Source organism: Winogradskyella eximia (assembly GCF_003386165.1).
Classification (GTDB): domain Bacteria; phylum Bacteroidota; class Bacteroidia; order Flavobacteriales; family Flavobacteriaceae; genus Winogradskyella; species Winogradskyella eximia.
In genome coordinates, this window is the sequence record NZ_QRDV01000001.1 from 457,994 (window position 1) to 474,457 (window position 16,464).

18 protein-coding genes are annotated in these 16,464 nt (G+C 32.4%); 7 read left to right on the forward strand and 11 right to left on the reverse strand.

What is annotated here, in order from left to right:
• Positions 1-40: 40 nt before the first annotated feature.
• Positions 41-397: a hypothetical protein gene (locus DFQ10_RS01995; RefSeq protein WP_115815755.1), complete on the forward strand. Its 357-nt coding sequence runs from the start codon at positions 41-43 to the stop codon at positions 395-397.
• Here DFQ10_RS01995 and DFQ10_RS02000 read toward each other — a convergent pair whose 3' ends face one another.
• Positions 398-787 (reverse strand): HIT family protein, encoded by a 390-nt coding sequence (locus tag DFQ10_RS02000; RefSeq protein ID WP_115815756.1) that lies wholly within the window; start codon positions 785-787, stop codon positions 398-400.
• Between the two features lie 195 nt (positions 788-982).
• The gene (gene greA / locus DFQ10_RS02005) at positions 983-1,456 is read right to left on the reverse strand and encodes a transcription elongation factor GreA (RefSeq protein WP_115815757.1); all 474 of its coding nucleotides are present in this window, start codon (positions 1,454-1,456) and stop codon (positions 983-985) included.
• Between the two features lie 139 nt (positions 1,457-1,595).
• Here greA and DFQ10_RS02010 point away from each other — a divergent pair, with 139 nt between their 5' ends.
• Positions 1,596-2,033 (forward strand): hypothetical protein, encoded by a 438-nt coding sequence (locus tag DFQ10_RS02010; RefSeq protein ID WP_115815758.1) that lies wholly within the window; start codon positions 1,596-1,598, stop codon positions 2,031-2,033.
• Here the strand turns inward: DFQ10_RS02010 and DFQ10_RS02015 are convergent.
• The 8 genes from DFQ10_RS02015 to DFQ10_RS02050 all read right to left on the reverse strand — a co-directional run bounded on the left by DFQ10_RS02015 (position 2,030) and on the right by DFQ10_RS02050 (position 9,592).
• A complete protein-coding gene (locus tag DFQ10_RS02015) occupies positions 2,030-4,285 on the reverse strand; it encodes a TonB-dependent receptor (protein WP_115815759.1) in 2,256 nt (751 codons plus the stop codon). The genes DFQ10_RS02010 and DFQ10_RS02015 overlap by 4 nt on opposite strands.
• 487 nt (positions 4,286-4,772) lie before the next feature.
• Positions 4,773-5,177 (reverse strand): alternative ribosome rescue aminoacyl-tRNA hydrolase ArfB, encoded by a 405-nt coding sequence (gene arfB / locus DFQ10_RS02020; protein WP_115815760.1) that lies wholly within the window; start codon positions 5,175-5,177, stop codon positions 4,773-4,775.
• Positions 5,177-6,736 carry a DUF4301 family protein gene (locus tag DFQ10_RS02025; RefSeq protein WP_115815761.1) on the reverse strand — a complete coding sequence of 520 codons (1,560 nt, stop codon included), beginning with the start codon at positions 6,734-6,736 and terminating at the stop codon, positions 5,177-5,179. The genes arfB and DFQ10_RS02025 overlap by 1 nt, the downstream gene beginning before the upstream one ends.
• A gap of 89 nt (positions 6,737-6,825) precedes the next feature.
• Positions 6,826-7,395, reverse strand: a complete 570-nt coding sequence (locus tag DFQ10_RS02030; RefSeq protein ID WP_115815762.1) for an AAA family ATPase — start codon at positions 7,393-7,395, stop codon at positions 6,826-6,828.
• A complete protein-coding gene (gene pnuC, locus DFQ10_RS02035) occupies positions 7,356-7,988 on the reverse strand; it encodes a nicotinamide riboside transporter PnuC (RefSeq protein ID WP_115815763.1) in 633 nt (210 codons plus the stop codon). The genes DFQ10_RS02030 and pnuC overlap by 40 nt, the downstream gene beginning before the upstream one ends.
• Entirely contained in the window at positions 7,972-8,232 is a 261-nt protein-coding gene (locus DFQ10_RS02040; protein ID WP_115815764.1) for a hypothetical protein, read from the reverse strand. The genes pnuC and DFQ10_RS02040 overlap by 17 nt, the downstream gene beginning before the upstream one ends.
• Before the next feature lie 8 nt (positions 8,233-8,240).
• Positions 8,241-8,966: a geranylgeranylglyceryl/heptaprenylglyceryl phosphate synthase gene (locus tag DFQ10_RS02045; RefSeq protein ID WP_115815765.1), complete on the reverse strand. Its 726-nt coding sequence runs from the start codon at positions 8,964-8,966 to the stop codon at positions 8,241-8,243.
• Complete coding sequence (locus DFQ10_RS02050) at positions 8,966-9,592, reverse strand: 4'-phosphopantetheinyl transferase family protein (protein ID WP_115815766.1); 627 nt, start codon at positions 9,590-9,592, stop codon at positions 8,966-8,968. The genes DFQ10_RS02045 and DFQ10_RS02050 overlap by 1 nt, the downstream gene beginning before the upstream one ends.
• Before the next feature lie 130 nt (positions 9,593-9,722).
• Here DFQ10_RS02050 and ahcY point away from each other — a divergent pair, with 130 nt between their 5' ends.
• Complete coding sequence (gene ahcY / locus DFQ10_RS02055; RefSeq protein ID WP_115815767.1) at positions 9,723-11,039, forward strand: adenosylhomocysteinase; 1,317 nt, start codon at positions 9,723-9,725, stop codon at positions 11,037-11,039.
• A gap of 98 nt (positions 11,040-11,137) precedes the next feature.
• Positions 11,138-11,608 carry a DUF1569 domain-containing protein gene (locus tag DFQ10_RS02060; protein WP_115815768.1) on the forward strand — a complete coding sequence of 157 codons (471 nt, stop codon included), beginning with the start codon at positions 11,138-11,140 and terminating at the stop codon, positions 11,606-11,608.
• A gap of 84 nt (positions 11,609-11,692) precedes the next feature.
• On the opposite strand, the gene DFQ10_RS02065 is transcribed toward DFQ10_RS02060, so the two are convergent.
• Complete coding sequence (locus tag DFQ10_RS02065) at positions 11,693-13,825, reverse strand: S46 family peptidase (protein WP_115815769.1); 2,133 nt, start codon at positions 13,823-13,825, stop codon at positions 11,693-11,695.
• Positions 13,826-13,908: 83 nt separating this feature from the next.
• On the opposite strand from DFQ10_RS02065, the gene DFQ10_RS02070 reads away from it, so the two are divergent.
• From DFQ10_RS02070 to DFQ10_RS02080, 3 genes are all read left to right on the forward strand, one after another.
• Positions 13,909-15,051 carry a methionine aminotransferase gene (locus DFQ10_RS02070; protein ID WP_115815770.1) on the forward strand — a complete coding sequence of 381 codons (1,143 nt, stop codon included), beginning with the start codon at positions 13,909-13,911 and terminating at the stop codon, positions 15,049-15,051.
• 68 nt (positions 15,052-15,119) lie between these two features.
• On the forward strand, positions 15,120-15,635 hold the full coding sequence (locus DFQ10_RS02075; protein WP_115815771.1) for a hypothetical protein: 516 nt from the start codon (positions 15,120-15,122) through the stop codon (positions 15,633-15,635).
• A gap of 68 nt (positions 15,636-15,703) precedes the next feature.
• The gene (locus tag DFQ10_RS02080) at positions 15,704-16,351 is read left to right on the forward strand and encodes a hypothetical protein (RefSeq protein ID WP_147299162.1); all 648 of its coding nucleotides are present in this window, start codon (positions 15,704-15,706) and stop codon (positions 16,349-16,351) included.
• Positions 16,352-16,464: the final 113 nt, after the last annotated feature.

The window sequence follows — 16,464 nt, forward strand, 5'->3', positions numbered from 1 at the left end:
TTTAAATTAAAAATATCAAAATTTTAGTTTAAATTTGAGCATGAATTCGTCACGATTTTTCACTTTAAAAGAAGCCAGAATAGGTAATAACTGTCCGGAATGTTATTCTAACGATAGTTTAGAACTTATATTTAAGCAAAAGCTAAAGGAAACCGCATTTTCTAAGGCTATTACTGAAGAAACGGTGTGTGAAATCCGTTGTTTAAATTGTGAAGAGCAAATTTTTCCTATTCAATGGACAAATGATATTGAGCGTGTTGTGGATTACCACAAAAGAGGGCTTAATAAAAAACCGAAGTCTATAAAGTTAAAACCAATGACTTGGGCACTAATTGCGTTTAGTCTTGTGCTTTTAATTGTAGTTATTTTATTTGCAACAGGAGTTATCTCAGTTTAGTTATAGAAATGAAGCAATTTTATTTGCAATAGCTTCAAATTCTTCAGGTTCTAGCTTCTGTTTATTTGAAAAACGAGCATCATCCATGGTATGTAACGGAATTAAATGTACATGCGCATGTGGCACTTCTAAGCCAATTACAGACATACCTATGCGTTCACATGGAACCGCTTTTTCAAGAGCAATAGCAACTGTTCTAGAAAATTGCATTAGCCTAGTATAAGTGTCTTCATCTAAATCGAAAATTTTATTAACTTCTTTCTTAGGAATGCAAAGCGTATGACCTTTAGAGTTTGGATTAATATCTAAAAAAGCATAGAAATCTTCCGTTTCAGCAACTTTATAAGATGGTATTTCGCCTGAAATAATTTTTGTGAAGAGTGTTGTCATGCTATAAGTGAGCTTAAATATTAAATAAATGTCCTTTTGAGCGCAACCAAAAGGTTTTTAATATATAGATTGTTATTGCGCTTAATCTAACAATTAAATGTAAATATAAGTTATTACATAAATATAAAAAGATTCCTGTAAAAAGGAATCTTTTTTATGATATAACAATAAGATTATCGAATATTAAATATGTTATTATCTAGAAATTTCTAAAATATCAAATCTCATTGCACCGCTCGGCACTTGTATTTCGGCAGTGTCACCAACAGATTTTCCTAATAAACCTTTTCCAATAGGAGAGTTTACTGAAATTTTACCAGATCTTATGTCTGCTTCACTTTCTGCAACCAAAGTATAGGTCATTTCCATGCCATTTACTTGGTTTTTTATTTTTACAATAGATAATGCTAAAACTTTAGATGTATCTAATTGCGACTCGTCAATAACACGAGCGCCAGATAAAGTTTCTTCCATTTTAGAAATTTTCATTTCTAACATGCCTTGTGCTTCTTTAGCAGCATCATACTCGGCATTTTCACTTAGATCACCTTTGTCTCTTGCTTCACCAATAGCTTGTGATGCTTTTGGGCGTTCTACATCTTTAAGATAATTTAACTCTTCTCTTAATTTTTTTAAACCCTCAGCTGTGTAATAAGATACTTTACTCATAATTTATTCGTTTAATTGAAAAGGTGCTGAAATACATTCAGCATAAAAAAAATCTCGCGCTGACGAGATTACATTACAAATATATAAAATATTTACGGTATAGTTGAATTAATCGTAAATTGGCCCACAAAATTTGAAGATGAAGAAATTGATTTTAATACTAAGTTGTGTTGTTGTTTTTAGTTGTAGTAACAATGATGATAGTAGTAATTGTAACTTCTTGTTTAATACTGGAGTAAATTTAGTTGTTAATACTAATTTGCCTCAATTTGCTCAGTTGCAATTTAATGATAATAGAGTTTTTGTTTCTGGATATGGAAATAATGGAATTTGGCTTTATCGCGCAAATTCCTCTACGCTATACGCTTGGGATGCAGCAGATCCGAGCCATGAACCTCTCTCATGTTCTACTTTAACATACTCAGGTATTGGTGATATTGTAACTTGTGGCTGTGATGACGCTAACGAATATAGTTTAGCAACGGGTTATGGTTTTGAAGGAAATACTCAACCCTGTACATTGCAGCCGTACAGGGTTGAGTCTACTGGTAATAATACTTATTTAGTGAGTAATTAAAACTTTAATGTTACACCAACTAAAAAGTTTCTAGTGGCTTGTGGATAAAATCCTGCGCCTTCTATAGTTGTTACGCTATTTGGGTCTGACCAAGTATCATCATACGTGTAGTAAAAACCATTTGAAATATATTTTTCATTAAAAATATTATTCACTAAGCCTGTAAATATAATGGACTCAAAAATAGATTTCGTTTTTAAGGTGTAACTAATGTTAAAGTCATTAATAAAATAACTGTCTAATTTAGAGCTTTCTGCTTCAGTATTGCTCATATATTGTTCACCAACAAATTTACTTAACAATGACACCTGAAAATTTTCTAAAGGTTGAAAAACGATGGCATTTGCAGCAACTAAATCTGGGGAAAATGAAATATCTGTTTTACCTAAATTTTGTAGTTCTCCATCAAAAGGCGTGATAGTTTCATCATTTTGATTTGTACTAATTGTTATGTTTGGCTGTAATGTTAACTTTGGTGTCACAGGAATAATGGCCTCTAACTCTAAACCTAATCGGTAACTTTTACCACTATTAGTTCTAATTGGGTTACCTACATCATCTAACTGACCAGACAAAACCAATTGCTCATTATATAACATGTAATAGGCATTGGCATTAAATGTGAAATTTCCTTTTTTGTGTCTCCAACCTAATTCAAAATCATTTAATTGTTCTGCTTCTATACTTTCGTTGCTTTCAAAATCGGTTCTGTTTGGTTCTCTATTGGCTCTTGCATATGAGAAATATAGATTATTACCATTGTTTATTTCGTATGTAATACCTGCTTTCGGGTTAAAAAATGTAAAATCTTTATCGACTGCAAATTCTATGATATCAGAAGTTGTTCCTGTAGTTTTATACGTTACGTTTCTTACTTGTAAATCACCATATAAGCTTATTTTTTCGTTAAGTTGATAATTTGCTTTTGTAAATAAAGAAAGGTCATTCTTTATACTATTACCATCATAATAACGATCTCTAATTTCAGATTGACTTGCAAATTCTGCCCAAATCACCTCACCAAAATGGTCACCATCATAATGACTATAAGATCCACCAAAGATAAGATTGATGTTGTCGTTTTTATAATTGGCATTTGCGTTAACAACAAAGAAATCATTTTCTAACCACCGACGACGAATTAAGTCTGTTTCATCAATTATTTCGCCATTGAAATCTAAAGGTTCAAATCCGTAATCGCTAAAATCCTCACCTTCTTTATATTGTTCAAAATAACCGCTACCTTTTGTGTAGTTTAGTCCAAGTGTAGTAGACCATTGGTTACTATAACGTTGATTCCAGTGTAATTGATAATGGTCTTGTCCGTAATTATCTACTTCATTATCATAAGTATAATAGTTATATCTTCTGTCTGAGTTTCTAAGGTTTTCAGCTTCAGCTTCACTTAAATAATTTTCAGAAATATAGGCTTCAATTCCTGCTTCATCACCAGTAATTCTGGCTAAAGGTGTTCCGTACCATGCTTGGTAAGTTACTTCTTCACCTCCAAAAGTTATCGCTTTTATTAATGTATTATCATCTACATATGATCCTTGTAAAAAGTAAGATTTTAAATCTGAAGATGCTCTATCTATATAACCATCAGAAGCGATATTAGATAAGCGACCTGCAATTTCAAAATGGTCATTCATAAGACCAGTACTAAATTTTAAAGTGTGCTTTCTGGTATTGTAACTACCAAATGAGTTAGAGATTTCACCACTTGCATCTTTAGAGAAAGCATCTGTTAATACATTAATACTTGCACCAAAAGCACCAGAGCCATTGGTAGAAGTTCCAACACCACGTTGTAGTTGTAAGCTTTCTACAGAAGAAGCAAAGTCTCCTAGATTAACCCAAAATGTACCTAAAGATTCTGCATCATTGTAAGGAATTCCGTTAATGGTGACATTTGTAGATTGTGAACTTACACCACGTACTCTAATACCTGTGTAACCAACTCCTGCTCCTGCATCTGTTGTGGTTACTACTGAAGGTAAAAAGTTTAGTAAAACCGGAATGTCTTGCCCTAAGTTACGTTTAGCTAAATCTTCTTTGGTTACATTACTGTGCGTAATTGGTGATTTAGCATCTACTCTCACAGCTTTTACTAAAACCTCGTCTAGTTTTTCAACTTTAGTTGAATCTTGTTGTTTCTCTTGTCCATAAGCTGAACAAATTGCTAATAAAAAAATGGAAAGTGTTAATCTCTGTCGTTTTGTTTTTGAGAGATTGTTGAATAAAATTTTCATACGACTATAGCGTTATAATCGAATAAAAAGAGGTCATTATTCTTGGTTAATAATTATGTTTTTTGAGCTACAAGCAAATACAATATTTAAAAATGTCGTTTTTCAGTTTGAATCTGTGCATGTAAAATTATACATGATAAAATTCAGAAGTAGAAAAGTAAACATTGATAACTATTGCGTTCACCAAAAACATCTATAAGACATTTTCTTAACGCTCGTTTCCTAAACAGCATTACCTGTTCTAGGTTCAATAGGTATGATCTCAGCCGATAATAGGCACCCCTTTTTTGAGAACGCGGCAAAGATAAGATAGATTTTAGAATTACGAATTATGAATGATGATTTTTTTGAATTGAAAATTAAACGTCAGTTCGAGTGAAATTCTTTTTTTTAGAATTTTGGATTGAGAACCTTTTGTAAATTGATTTAAATATGCTTCTCGATACAATTCTTCATTCTTCGGAATCACTCGAAGTGACAGAGGCGGTTATTCTAATTCTGGTCGTTTCCGGTTTGCTTTTTTATCTGCATTGATGCGCTTATTTTTTAAGCGTTTCTTTTTTACACCTCTTGGAATTCTTGTTGGTATTCGAATCTTCTCTTCTTTTAACCCTTCTTCTATAAGTTCTAAAAAGCGTTGAGTGACTAATGCTTTATTTCTAAATTGACTTCGGCTTTCATCACAGGCAAGAATTAATAAGCCTTCTTTAGATAAACGGTTATTTAAGAATTCTGAAAGCTTTTGTTTTTCTTCATCATTAAAAACTATTGAGTTTTTAAGATCGAAGTATAATTCAGCTTTAGAAGATACCTTATTTACATGTTGCCCTCCGCTTCCTGAGCTTCGGACGTATTTATAAGATAATTCAGATTTAAGTAAATTATAATCCACTACTCTTTAATTTGATGTGGTGCTTTTAGTAAATCATTCACCGTTTTTACAGGATTAAAAGTAATGATAGGGACTTCAACAAAGATAGTTGTCCAATGTGCCATACTTCCATTCCAAAGTCCTGGTAATTCTAGAGCTTTTAACTCTTTACCATTTTTAGTTTTTTGAGTAATAAAAGCAGCGTTATGGTCAACGTAATTTTCTAAATCAAACTTCTCGCCTTTATAATTTTTAATTCCACAGACTAAATCTACAGGATTAAAATGCGTTGCGTTTTTAAGAATGTCTTCTTGTTTTGAGTCTTTTAAATTAATCTGTGCAGATTCAACAATTTGTAGAGACTGGTTAGATTTATGATCTTTCACCCAAAAAGGTCCACCTCCAGGTTCACCTTCATTTTTTACCATACCGCAAATTCGTATCGGACGGTTTAGTTTGTCTTGTAAATATTCAATTTTATAACGATCTGCATATTTTTTATACTCATCAGATATTTTAACACTTAACTTATGGGTTAAGAAATTCTCAATAGCTGCGATGTTTTCTTCGCTAATCTCTTCAGAATCTAAATGATGTAAATACTCAAATGTTTTGGTTTGTAATTCTAGAAGAATTCCTGCTAAAACTTTTTTATGGGTAGCCACTTCATCTTTGTATTTATAAACAACAACATTATCAATGTTTTTAACAAATACAATATCAGCATCGAGTGCATTTAGATTCTTTAATAAAGCACCATGACCAGATGGTCTAAATAATATGGAACCATCAGATTCTCTGAAAGGTTTGTTCTGTAAAGTAACGGCAATAGTATCTGTAGATTGTTGTTGGTATGAAAACGAAATATCAAAGGTAACACCTGTGATTTGTTCTATGTAATGCTTTATGTTCTTAAACTCTTCTGTGAACTTTTTTTCATGAACTTCTGAAATGGTGAAGTGTAACTTAGCTAAGCCATTACTTGATGCATATAAAGCTGCTTCATATAAGTGTTCTTCAAAAGCTGTGGAAATATGATCTTTTTTATATTGATGAAAAGGTAATAATCCTTTAGGTTGATTTCCGAAATTTAATTGGTTTTCGTCTAACATGGCCTTGGCAAAATGCCAAACTTTTTCTTGTGTTGATAGGGTTTTATAATTTATACCCTTAGATTTCAGTAACTCTAATACCTTATTATAAAATGGAAATTTTTCCATTCCTACCATAAAAAGCGATAATTCCCTTAAATTATTTCTATTGATATAAGAGTTGATTGATTGTTCATTAGAATTATATTGGTTAACAAATTGAAACAAAAATTTAAACATTCTAGAAGCTGCTCCAGATGCTGGCACAAATTTTAATAAAGATTTGTTATCCTTTTCAGCATTGAATACTGCAACGTACTTTTTTATTAAAGTATCGTTTAAAGCCATAATACCGCTTTTGATTGTAGCAGCTTCCGAAATGTTTGTAAATGGAATTCCAGTTTCAAAAATTTCGATTTGCTTTTTAACAAGATCTAAGTTTAAACCTTTAGATTCTATTTGCTGAATATCTTTATCGGTGAATTTCATGGGTTTGTAAATGTTGTTTATTTATGAATATATGCTGTTCGTTATTAATCATTTCATTAACTGATAATTAAATTTTTAACATGCATGTTTCATGCTTTGTTTACTAGTAGTTTGTCTATGTGCTTAATAGCTAATTCTAATCGTTCTTTTTTGTCTCCTCTTAAAAGTACGTATGGTCTTTTATTTATTTTTAAAGCGTTTTCAAATGCTTTAAACATGCGTTCTCTTTCACTAGGTCTATCTCTTAAATCGTCAGCTTCCCAAGGCGTGTCAATATAGGTTAAAAAGTAAAGGTCGTAAGAATTTTTTAGAGCATGTGTTTCTAAAATCGGGTCACATGTTCCTTTATAATAAGCTTCACTATATACCTTGTTTTCAAGTAAATCCGTGTCACATATTAAAACTGAATGTGTTTTTTGTGCTAATTCATTTTCAAGTTTCATTTGGCCAATCGCAATAGGTAGTAAATCTTTGGGTTCGCAAGTTTTACGTTCGTTGTTCCATTTGTGTTGAAGATACTCACGAGCATATTCTGGTACCCAAACGGAATTGTAATGTCTTGCTAGCTGTCTAGAAAGTGTTGTTTTTCCTGTGGATTCTGGTCCGAATAAAACCACTTTTAAGCAGTCGTTAGGTTGTTGTTTAAGTTCTTTTTCCATGCTAAGTATCCAAATATTGCAATTACTGTAAATCCTAAATATTGAAAGCTAGTAAATGTAAATCCTTTATAAAAGTACAAAGGGATAGAAATAAGATCTCCTATAATCCAATAAATCCAGTTTTCTATTTTACGTTTTGCCATTAGCCACATCCCAACAAAAAAGGTAGCCGTTGTAATTGTATCTACATAGGCCACCCAACCGTTCCATTTATCAAAGGATTTGTAAATGACAAAAACAAAAACGAGTGTTGCTAAAAATATGGCAATACTTATTTGCTTTTCTTTTTTTGTTGTTGTGGAGATTGGAGTTTCATGTTCTGCATCTACTTTACGTGTCCAGATATACCAGCCAAAAACGCTCATTATAAAGTAGTAAGCGTTAATCATCATGTCTCCTAAAAGTTGCCATTTTAATAATAAGTACACAAAAATGCATGTACTTATCATGCCCGTTGGAAACACTAAAATATTATTCTTTTTTGAGAACCAAACGGACAGAAATCCAAAAATAACGGCAACAATTTCTAATACAATATCGATGGTCTGATATGCGGAATACTGGCCGAAAAAAAAATCAAAAATGTGGTTCATAGTCGCTTCTATTAGTTTTAACCAGTTTTATGGTTAATACAGAAATATCTACATCCTCAAATGAGCGTTTTATTTCCTTGGTTAAAAAAGGCATAAGCTCATCATAGTTTCCAAATATTTGTGTGCTTAACGGGTTCTCTAAAACTTTGAATGGCGAATCACGTAATGCTTTTATAAAATTAATGACATGTTTTTCATAATCATTCTGCAAAGGTGAAAGTGTTAGGTCTACTGATATTTCCATGTTAAGTTTTATTTTTTTAAATCATTAAATAGGTCCTCATCGTCTTCAAAAGCTGTTCCGATCACTACTAAATCTGCACCAGCTTTAAAGGCTGAATCCATTTCGGCTTTAGTTCTTATACCTCCGCCTACAATCAATGGGATATTTAATTGTTGTTTTACTTCAGAAATTATATTAGGCTCAATAGCATGTGTTGCTCCACTACCTGCTTCGAGATAAATGAGTTTCATTCCCAATAATTCTCCGGCTTTTGACGTATCTACAATGGTTTCAATAGATTTTCGTTTTAACGGCTGCGTTTTACTTACGCGTTCAACAGACGTTTGCTTTCCATTTTCAATGAGAAGGTAGCCTGTTGGAATTATTTCAAGATTAGAATTTTTTAATCTTGAAACGGCTTCTACGTGCTTTCCTATTAAATAATCTGGATTACGACCTGAGATTAATGATAGAAACAAAATCCCATCTGCTTTATCTGTAATTTGAATGACATCTCCAGGAAACAATAATATAGGAAGGTGTGTATGTTTTTTGATTGCTATTACTAAATTTTCGGTTAATCCTTCATCAACTTCGCTTCCTCCAACAAAAATATGTGTTGCTACAGATTGATTAACTTTTTCAATAAAGCTCAAGACGTTTTGAGGCTTCATCTTATCAGGATCAATTAAAACAGCTAAAAGTTTTTCGCCTTTTGCTTTAGAGTCTTTTATATTTTGGTAGAGACTATTCATTAGGGAATTACATATGCACAAGTAAAGCCTTCAAATTCCATAAAAGCTGTATTGTATCTGTATTTTTTGTTTTTATAATCTATCCATGCAATGGTATTTTTATCTTTCATCATAAACGGAATCACTAAAAAATGCTCTTTAAAGAGCATGCCTGGTACAGCAAAAAGTTTATATAAAGATTCTTTAATTCCCCAAATTACGGTAAGTCTATTAATGTAGTCTTCGTCTGTTGGTTTTAAATAATTATATTCATAATCAACAAACTTATGAGCAATGACTCCTATTTTTTCACGTTGCTTTTCAATGTCAATTCCAACAGGTTTATCACTAACAACTACACCAGAAAATGTAAAGGAATGGGTTATGGAAATGTGTTTTCCATCCTTTAAATGTGGTTTCCCATTGTCGTCATAATATAAATCTTGATCTGTATAACCAAACTCGCGTAATAAATGTCTTACACTTAAAAATCCGCGCTGATGCAGCTCGCTTTTCATGCCTAAAACACGTTTTAAACTGTGTGGTTTTAAATCTAAAGGCTGAAATAAATCGTCGTAAGATTCTTCAATCTTCCAGATTTTAACAGTAGTTTGTGAATTTACACTAATGGATTTGTATAGTGGCATTTAGAATTCTGAATGTTATTGATTATCTTTGCATCGCCTAAGGCAGATATAGCATTTTTTAGATAAGCGAATTTAACTATTTAAGTGTTAAACCCAAAGGTGTTTAAAATATAAAAACAAAGAAAATAATATGAGTAATAAAACAGTTGCTTACGTACCTAATAAGGTAAAAGATATGTCGCTTGCGGCTTGGGGAAGAAAAGAAATTGAATTGGCTGAAGCAGAAATGCCAGGTTTAATGAGTTTACGTGAAGAGTACAAAAACGAGCAACCTTTAAAAGGAGCAAGAATTGCTGGATGTCTACACATGACGATTCAAACTGCAGTTTTAATAGAAACATTACAAGCTTTAGGAGCGGAAGTAACATGGAGTTCTTGTAATATTTTCTCTACTCAAGATCAGGCTGCTGCTGCTATTGCTGCTGCTGGAACAGCTGTTTATGCTTGGAAAGGACTTACAGACGAAGAATTTGATTGGTGTATAGAACAAACATTATTCTTTGGTGAAGATCGTAAGCCATTAAACATGATTTTAGATGATGGTGGTGATTTAACCAATATGGTTTTAGATAAATACCCAGAATTATCTGCTGGTATTAAAGGTTTATCTGAAGAAACTACAACGGGTGTTCACAGACTTTACGAGCGTGTTAAGAATGGTACTTTAACAATGCCAGCAATTAACGTAAATGATTCTGTAACTAAATCTAAGTTCGATAATAAATATGGTTGTAAGGAATCTGCTGTAGATGCAATCCGTAGAGCAACAGATATTATGTTAGCTGGTAAACGTGTTACTGTTTGTGGTTATGGAGATGTTGGTAAAGGTACAGCGGCTTCTTTTAAAGGTGCAGGTTCTATTGTTACTGTTACTGAAATCGACCCAATTTGTGCATTACAAGCTGCAATGGATGGTTTTGAAGTTAAGAAATTAGAAACAGTAGTTGCTAACTCTGATATTGTTATTACAACAACTGGAAATAAAGATATCGTAAGAGCTGAGCATTTTGAAGCGATGAAAGACAAAGTAATCGTTTGTAATATTGGTCACTTTGATAACGAAATTCAAGTTGGTTGGTTAAATGAAAAGCATGGTCATACCAAAGATACTATTAAGCCTCAAGTAGACAAATACAACATAAACGGTAAAGATATTATTTTACTTGCAGAAGGACGTTTAGTAAACTTAGGTTGTGCAACTGGTCATCCTAGTTTTGTAATGAGTAACTCATTTACAAACCAGACTTTAGCACAAATTGAACTTTGGAAAAACTCTGAAGCTTACGGAAACGATGTATACATGTTACCTAAGCATTTAGATGAAAAAGTAGCGAAATTACACTTAGAAAAAATAGGTGTTGAGTTAACTGAATTAGCGGATTACCAAGCTGATTATATTGGTGTAAAAGTTGAAGGTCCTTACAAGCCTGAGCATTATAGATATTAACAAATTCCTTTGAATAAAGGAATCTCAAAATAGAAAAATCCCAAGCATTATTGTTTGGGATTTTTTATTATAATTATCTTCCAACAAAATAAATTATAATGAAGACATTAGATACTACAGTTTTACAAAAGGCATTAAATCAGATTGAGGATTATATTCCACAAGGTGAACTTATAAATATTAATGTCTCAAAAGCTAGTGTATCATGGCATTTAGATCATAGCTTAAAAGTTATTAATGCTGTTGTAACAAATATGCAGAATTCAGATCCGGCTTTGTATAAGGATAATTTTAGCTTCGTTGGGAAATTGCTATTGAAATTTAAATGCTTTCCACGAGGAAAAGCAAAAGCCCCAAAGCATGTAACACCACCTGAAACAATATTAAAGGATGATATAGTTTTACAATTAACAGAAGCGAGAGCGCAGATAAAGACAATATCAGGTTTAGACAAAAACGCTTATTTTAAACACCCTTTATTTGGTAACGTTAACAAATCTAGAGTTATCCGTTTCTTAGATGCACATACCAATCATCATTTAAAAATTGTGAAGAGTATATTGAAGTAAATGTATTCCACATCTGAAAACAAATAAGCCCTCACGAGTTCTAATAACTTGTGAGGGCTTAATGTTTTATATATTGGCTACTGCCTACTTCTTTTTACTCTTTCTTCTTTTCTTTTTCTTCTTACCACTATCCTTTTTAGGATGCACCAAAGTCATTTCATCAATTAAATGGGTGGCACCAGCATATTTATCAACTATAAAAAGCACGTAGCGTAAATCCACCATAATGTTTCGGCAGATTTCTGGGTCGTAATTCATATCGCTCATCGTACCTTCCCAAACACGATCGAAGTTTAAGCCTACTAAATTTCCTTCGGCATCAATGGCAGGACTTCCTGAGTTTCCACCAGTAGTGTGGTTGGTTCCTAGAAAGCAAACAGGTACTTTTCCGTTCTTATCAGCATATTGTCCGTAATCTTTGGCTTCATATAAGTCAATTAATTTTTGTGGTACATCAAACTCATAATCGCCAGGAATATACTTTTCAATGACACCATCTAAATAACTCACAGGATTGTAATACACAGCATCTCTTGGCGAATAGCCTCTCACTTGTCCATAAGTGACACGAAGTGTACTATTAGCATCAGGAAAATAACGTGCATTTGGTAAGGCTTCCATTAATGCCGTCATATATTTAGTTTGTAAGGCTGTTATAGGTTCGTTTTTTTGTTGGTATTCAGGATTTAGGCTGTTAAAGAACTCATCAATAATAGGTTTTGCATACGCAAAGGCAGCATCATTGTTTAGGTTTTTTATAACGGTTGCCGCATCGCCTTCAAGCAAACTCAAAGCAGAATCTAAATTAGTGAAAGCTGTATTGTCATAGATAGAAGCATCAACGTCTTTACCATATAAAGGCATTACATTGAGGTAGACGCCTTTATCTAAATCTGCATCATAATTTTTATGAATACCTTGTAATTGACCAGTTAAAACTTCCTTTCCTCTTTCTAAATTTTCTGGGTTGGCGATTAGAGCTTGTTCAACTTGGTAAGCTCTAAAGGTCATTTGCATTAATTCATTGGTCACTAAAAAGACCTCAATAAAGTTTCTACGTTTAATATTTATTGGTGCGAAGTCTTTGTATAGTTGGTCAAATTCCGGAAGGATGTTTCCATATTTATCTTCAAGTCCTTTTTCTTTTAAGGCTTTATTAAATGTAGCTTCAAACGCTTTTCGTTTTTCAACAGCATTACTTTTTTCAATCCCTAAATTTTCGCCAATCCATTTTTTCCAAGCATTTGCAATTCGTGCTTGTTTAGATGCATATTTTATTCTTACAGCATCACTTTCTTTCATTTTTTGGTCAATGACTTTTAAAGCCGCTTCTCGGATAGCAATATTTGTAGGATTAAATTCTTTTGTAATATGCTCAATGGCCACAGCAGGTAGATACTCGCTTGTTGTGCCTGGAAAACCAAAAACCATCGTAAAATCGCCTTCTTCAACACCATCTAAAGACACTGGTAAATAATGTTTTGGCTTATAAGGTTTGTTGTCTTTACTATATTTTGCAGGTCTATTATTCGCGTCAGCATAAATACGAAACATTGAAAAATCGCCAGTATGTCTCGGGAAAACCCAGTTATCTGTATCACTTCCAAATTTACCAATACTACTTGGTGGTGCACCAACTAATCTTATATCTTCAAATCGTTCTGTTACAAAAAGGAAGTACTGATTGCCTTCATAAAACGCCTTTGTTTTTACATCTTGCCAAGATTCTTTCGGCCAAGTTTTTAAAGCTGCATTTGTGTTTTTTGAGATTAATGATTGTTTCTCAGTTTCAGTCATGCTATCATTGATACCTTTTAAAGCAATTTCTGTTACATCGTGAATGCTGACGATAAACTCAATAAATAATCCTTCGTTTGGTAATTCGTCCTCAAGAGACATCGCCCAAAACCCATCTTTTAAATAATCGTTTTCTAAAGATGAATGTGATTGAATTTGTCCAAAACCACAGTGATGATTCGTTAACACCAAACCTTGGTCTGAAATCACTTCACTTGTACAGCCACCATTAAAATGACCAATAGCATCCTTTAAACTTGAATTGTTAACATCGTAAATATCTTGAGCCGTTAATTTACTACCCAAGCTTTGCATTTCAGTTTCATTCATCCCTTCTAAAAGCGAAGGAATCCACATGCCACCTTGTTGGGCAGAAACTTGAAAAACAAAGAATAATAAGAGAATTTTTATAAAGCGCATAATCTATATTTTATTAGTTTTTGTAAAGATAGAAAAGCTTGTTTTATATCTTTAGTGTTTTAGCACTTAAAGCGTACTTTTTTATGAATTTTAACTCAAAATTACCCAATGTTGGGACGACCATATTCACAATAATGAGTGCTTTAGCAAACGAGCACAAGGCCATCAACTTATCGCAAGGCTTTCCTAATTATCCAAGTTCTCAAAAATTGAATGATTTGGTCACTAAGGCTATGAATACTGGTTACAACCAATATGCACCAATGGCTGGCAATTTAGATTTGCGTTTGGCGATTGCTCATAAATATGAGTTGTTGTATAAAAGCTCTTATCATCCCGAAAAAGAAATCACAGTAACAGCAGGTGCAACACAAGCAATTTACACCATAATTTCTGCATTTGTAAAACCAAATGACGAAGTCATTATTTTTAAACCTGCTTACGATTGTTATCAACCAGCTATAGAACTAAATGGTGGAAAAACCATTCCTGTTCAATTATCTGCGCCAAATTATAGCGTGAATTGGGATGAGGTCGCTTCAAAAATATCACCTAAAACAAAGATGATAATAATTAATTCACCTCACAATCCTAGTGGAACCATTTGGTCTAAGGATGATATGCTTCAACTTCAAAAAATCACTGAGAACACAAACATTATTGTATTAAGTGATGAGGTTTATGAGCATATTGTATTTGATGATGCGCAACACCAAAGTGCTTGTTTATTCTCAGATTTAAAGCAACGTAGTTTTATAACCGCTTCTTTTGGAAAGACATTTCACAACACAGGTTGGAAAATTGGTTATTGCTGTGCACCAGAAGCATTAATGTCCGAATTTAGAAAAGTGCATCAGTTTAATGTCTTTTCGGTGCATCATCCGTCGCAAAAAGGTATTGCAGATTATATGCAAGATGCAGAAACGTATTTAGGTTTGAATACATTTTTTCAACGTAAACGCGATTTGTTTTTAAATTTAATCTCAGAATCTAGATTTAAGTTTCAACCATCACAAGGCACTTATTTTCAGGTATTAGATTATTCTGAAATTACAGATGAATATGACGTAGATTTTGCCAAACGATTAACTAAAGAATTTAAAATTGCTTCCATTCCATTATCTGTTTTTAATGAGAAAGATAAAGACGATAAAGTGTTGCGATTTTGTTTTGCAAAGACTGACGAGACATTATTAAAGGCTGCGGAGGTATTAAAGCACATATAAATACTAAATCAGTTAAAGAAGCAGGATGCATTAGGTTACCTTTAGAATATAATTTTGAAAAGAAACCTATGAAGATTTTAAGAAACCTATCAGTATTACTAACATTATTAATTTTCGCATCATGCGGAAGTAGTGAACGCGTAATTACAGACCAAGGAAAAGTATACGAAGTAAATGGAAGTAAGATTAAAATGGATGGTGTAGAAGTCACAGAAAGTTTAAGTGCTTCAGAAAAAGAATCTATTAATGCATTGTTAGAGGAAAAGGAAAAAGCTAGTAAAGTGTTTGAAAAAGAACATAAAGCTTTAGAAGACGCGATTGCTAAACAACAAGACATACAAAAAGAAGCAAAAAACAAACAAGATGAACTAGAGGATAAATTAGAATCCTTAGAAAACACACGAGAAGAAAAACAAGACGCTAGAGATAATTATGCAACTATTAAAGAACGTTATAATAACAAGAAAATCGAATTTAAAAAATTAAAAAAAGAGGGTGAACTTTCACCAAATGAAGCCAATAAATGGAAAGAAAAACTGAGTAATTTAAAAAGCGAAGTTATGGAAGCAAAAAATAAAATTTAAAATAAGATTTTGATGTTACTTTTAATAAATTTATGTGTCTTAATAATGAACATAAAAACATAATTAAAATGAAATACTATATTATCTTATTATTCTTAGGTTTGTCGCTTACTACTTTTGCGCAAGAAGTGACTAAAGAAGGTAAAATCTACGAAGTTAAAAACGAAAAAATCTTTTTAGACGGACAAGATGTTACCGAAACTTTAAATCTTGAACAAAGAACATTAATTTTTAAAGAAGCAGCTGCCATTTCTGAAAAAATGAAACTTGAAGAATTAGCGAAGAAAAAAGCTGAGGAAGCTAAACTTGAGGCTGAAAAAGTAAAGAAGGCAGAAGCCCAAGCTAAATTAGAAGCAGAGAAGGTTAAAAAAGAGGAGGAGAAAGTTTTAAAAGATGCAGAGAGAGCTAAAAAAGAAGAAGAAAAGGCTTTAAAGAAAAAAGAAGACGTAGCTAAGAAACTTGAAAAAGAGAACAAAAAAGCAATAAAAGCGCAAAAAAAGGCTGAAAAAGCTCAGAAAAAGGCAGAGAAGGCAATAAAGAAAAAAGAAAAGCTTCAGAAGAATTTTGAAAAGGCAGAAAGCAGTCTTGAAAAAGGACAGAAGAAATACGAGAAATTAAAAGGCAAAGGAAAATTATCTCCAGAAGATGAAAAGAAATGGCTTGAAAAACTTGAAAAGCTTTCTGAAAAAGTAACAAAAGCAAAACGTAAATTATAAATAAAAGTTAGCTTCAATTTATTAAAGCAACCTAAAAAGTAAACTAGCAATTGAGTTTACTTTTTAGGTTGCTTTTTTTATTCCGTTGTTTAAAATCAAATTTGTAATTTTAA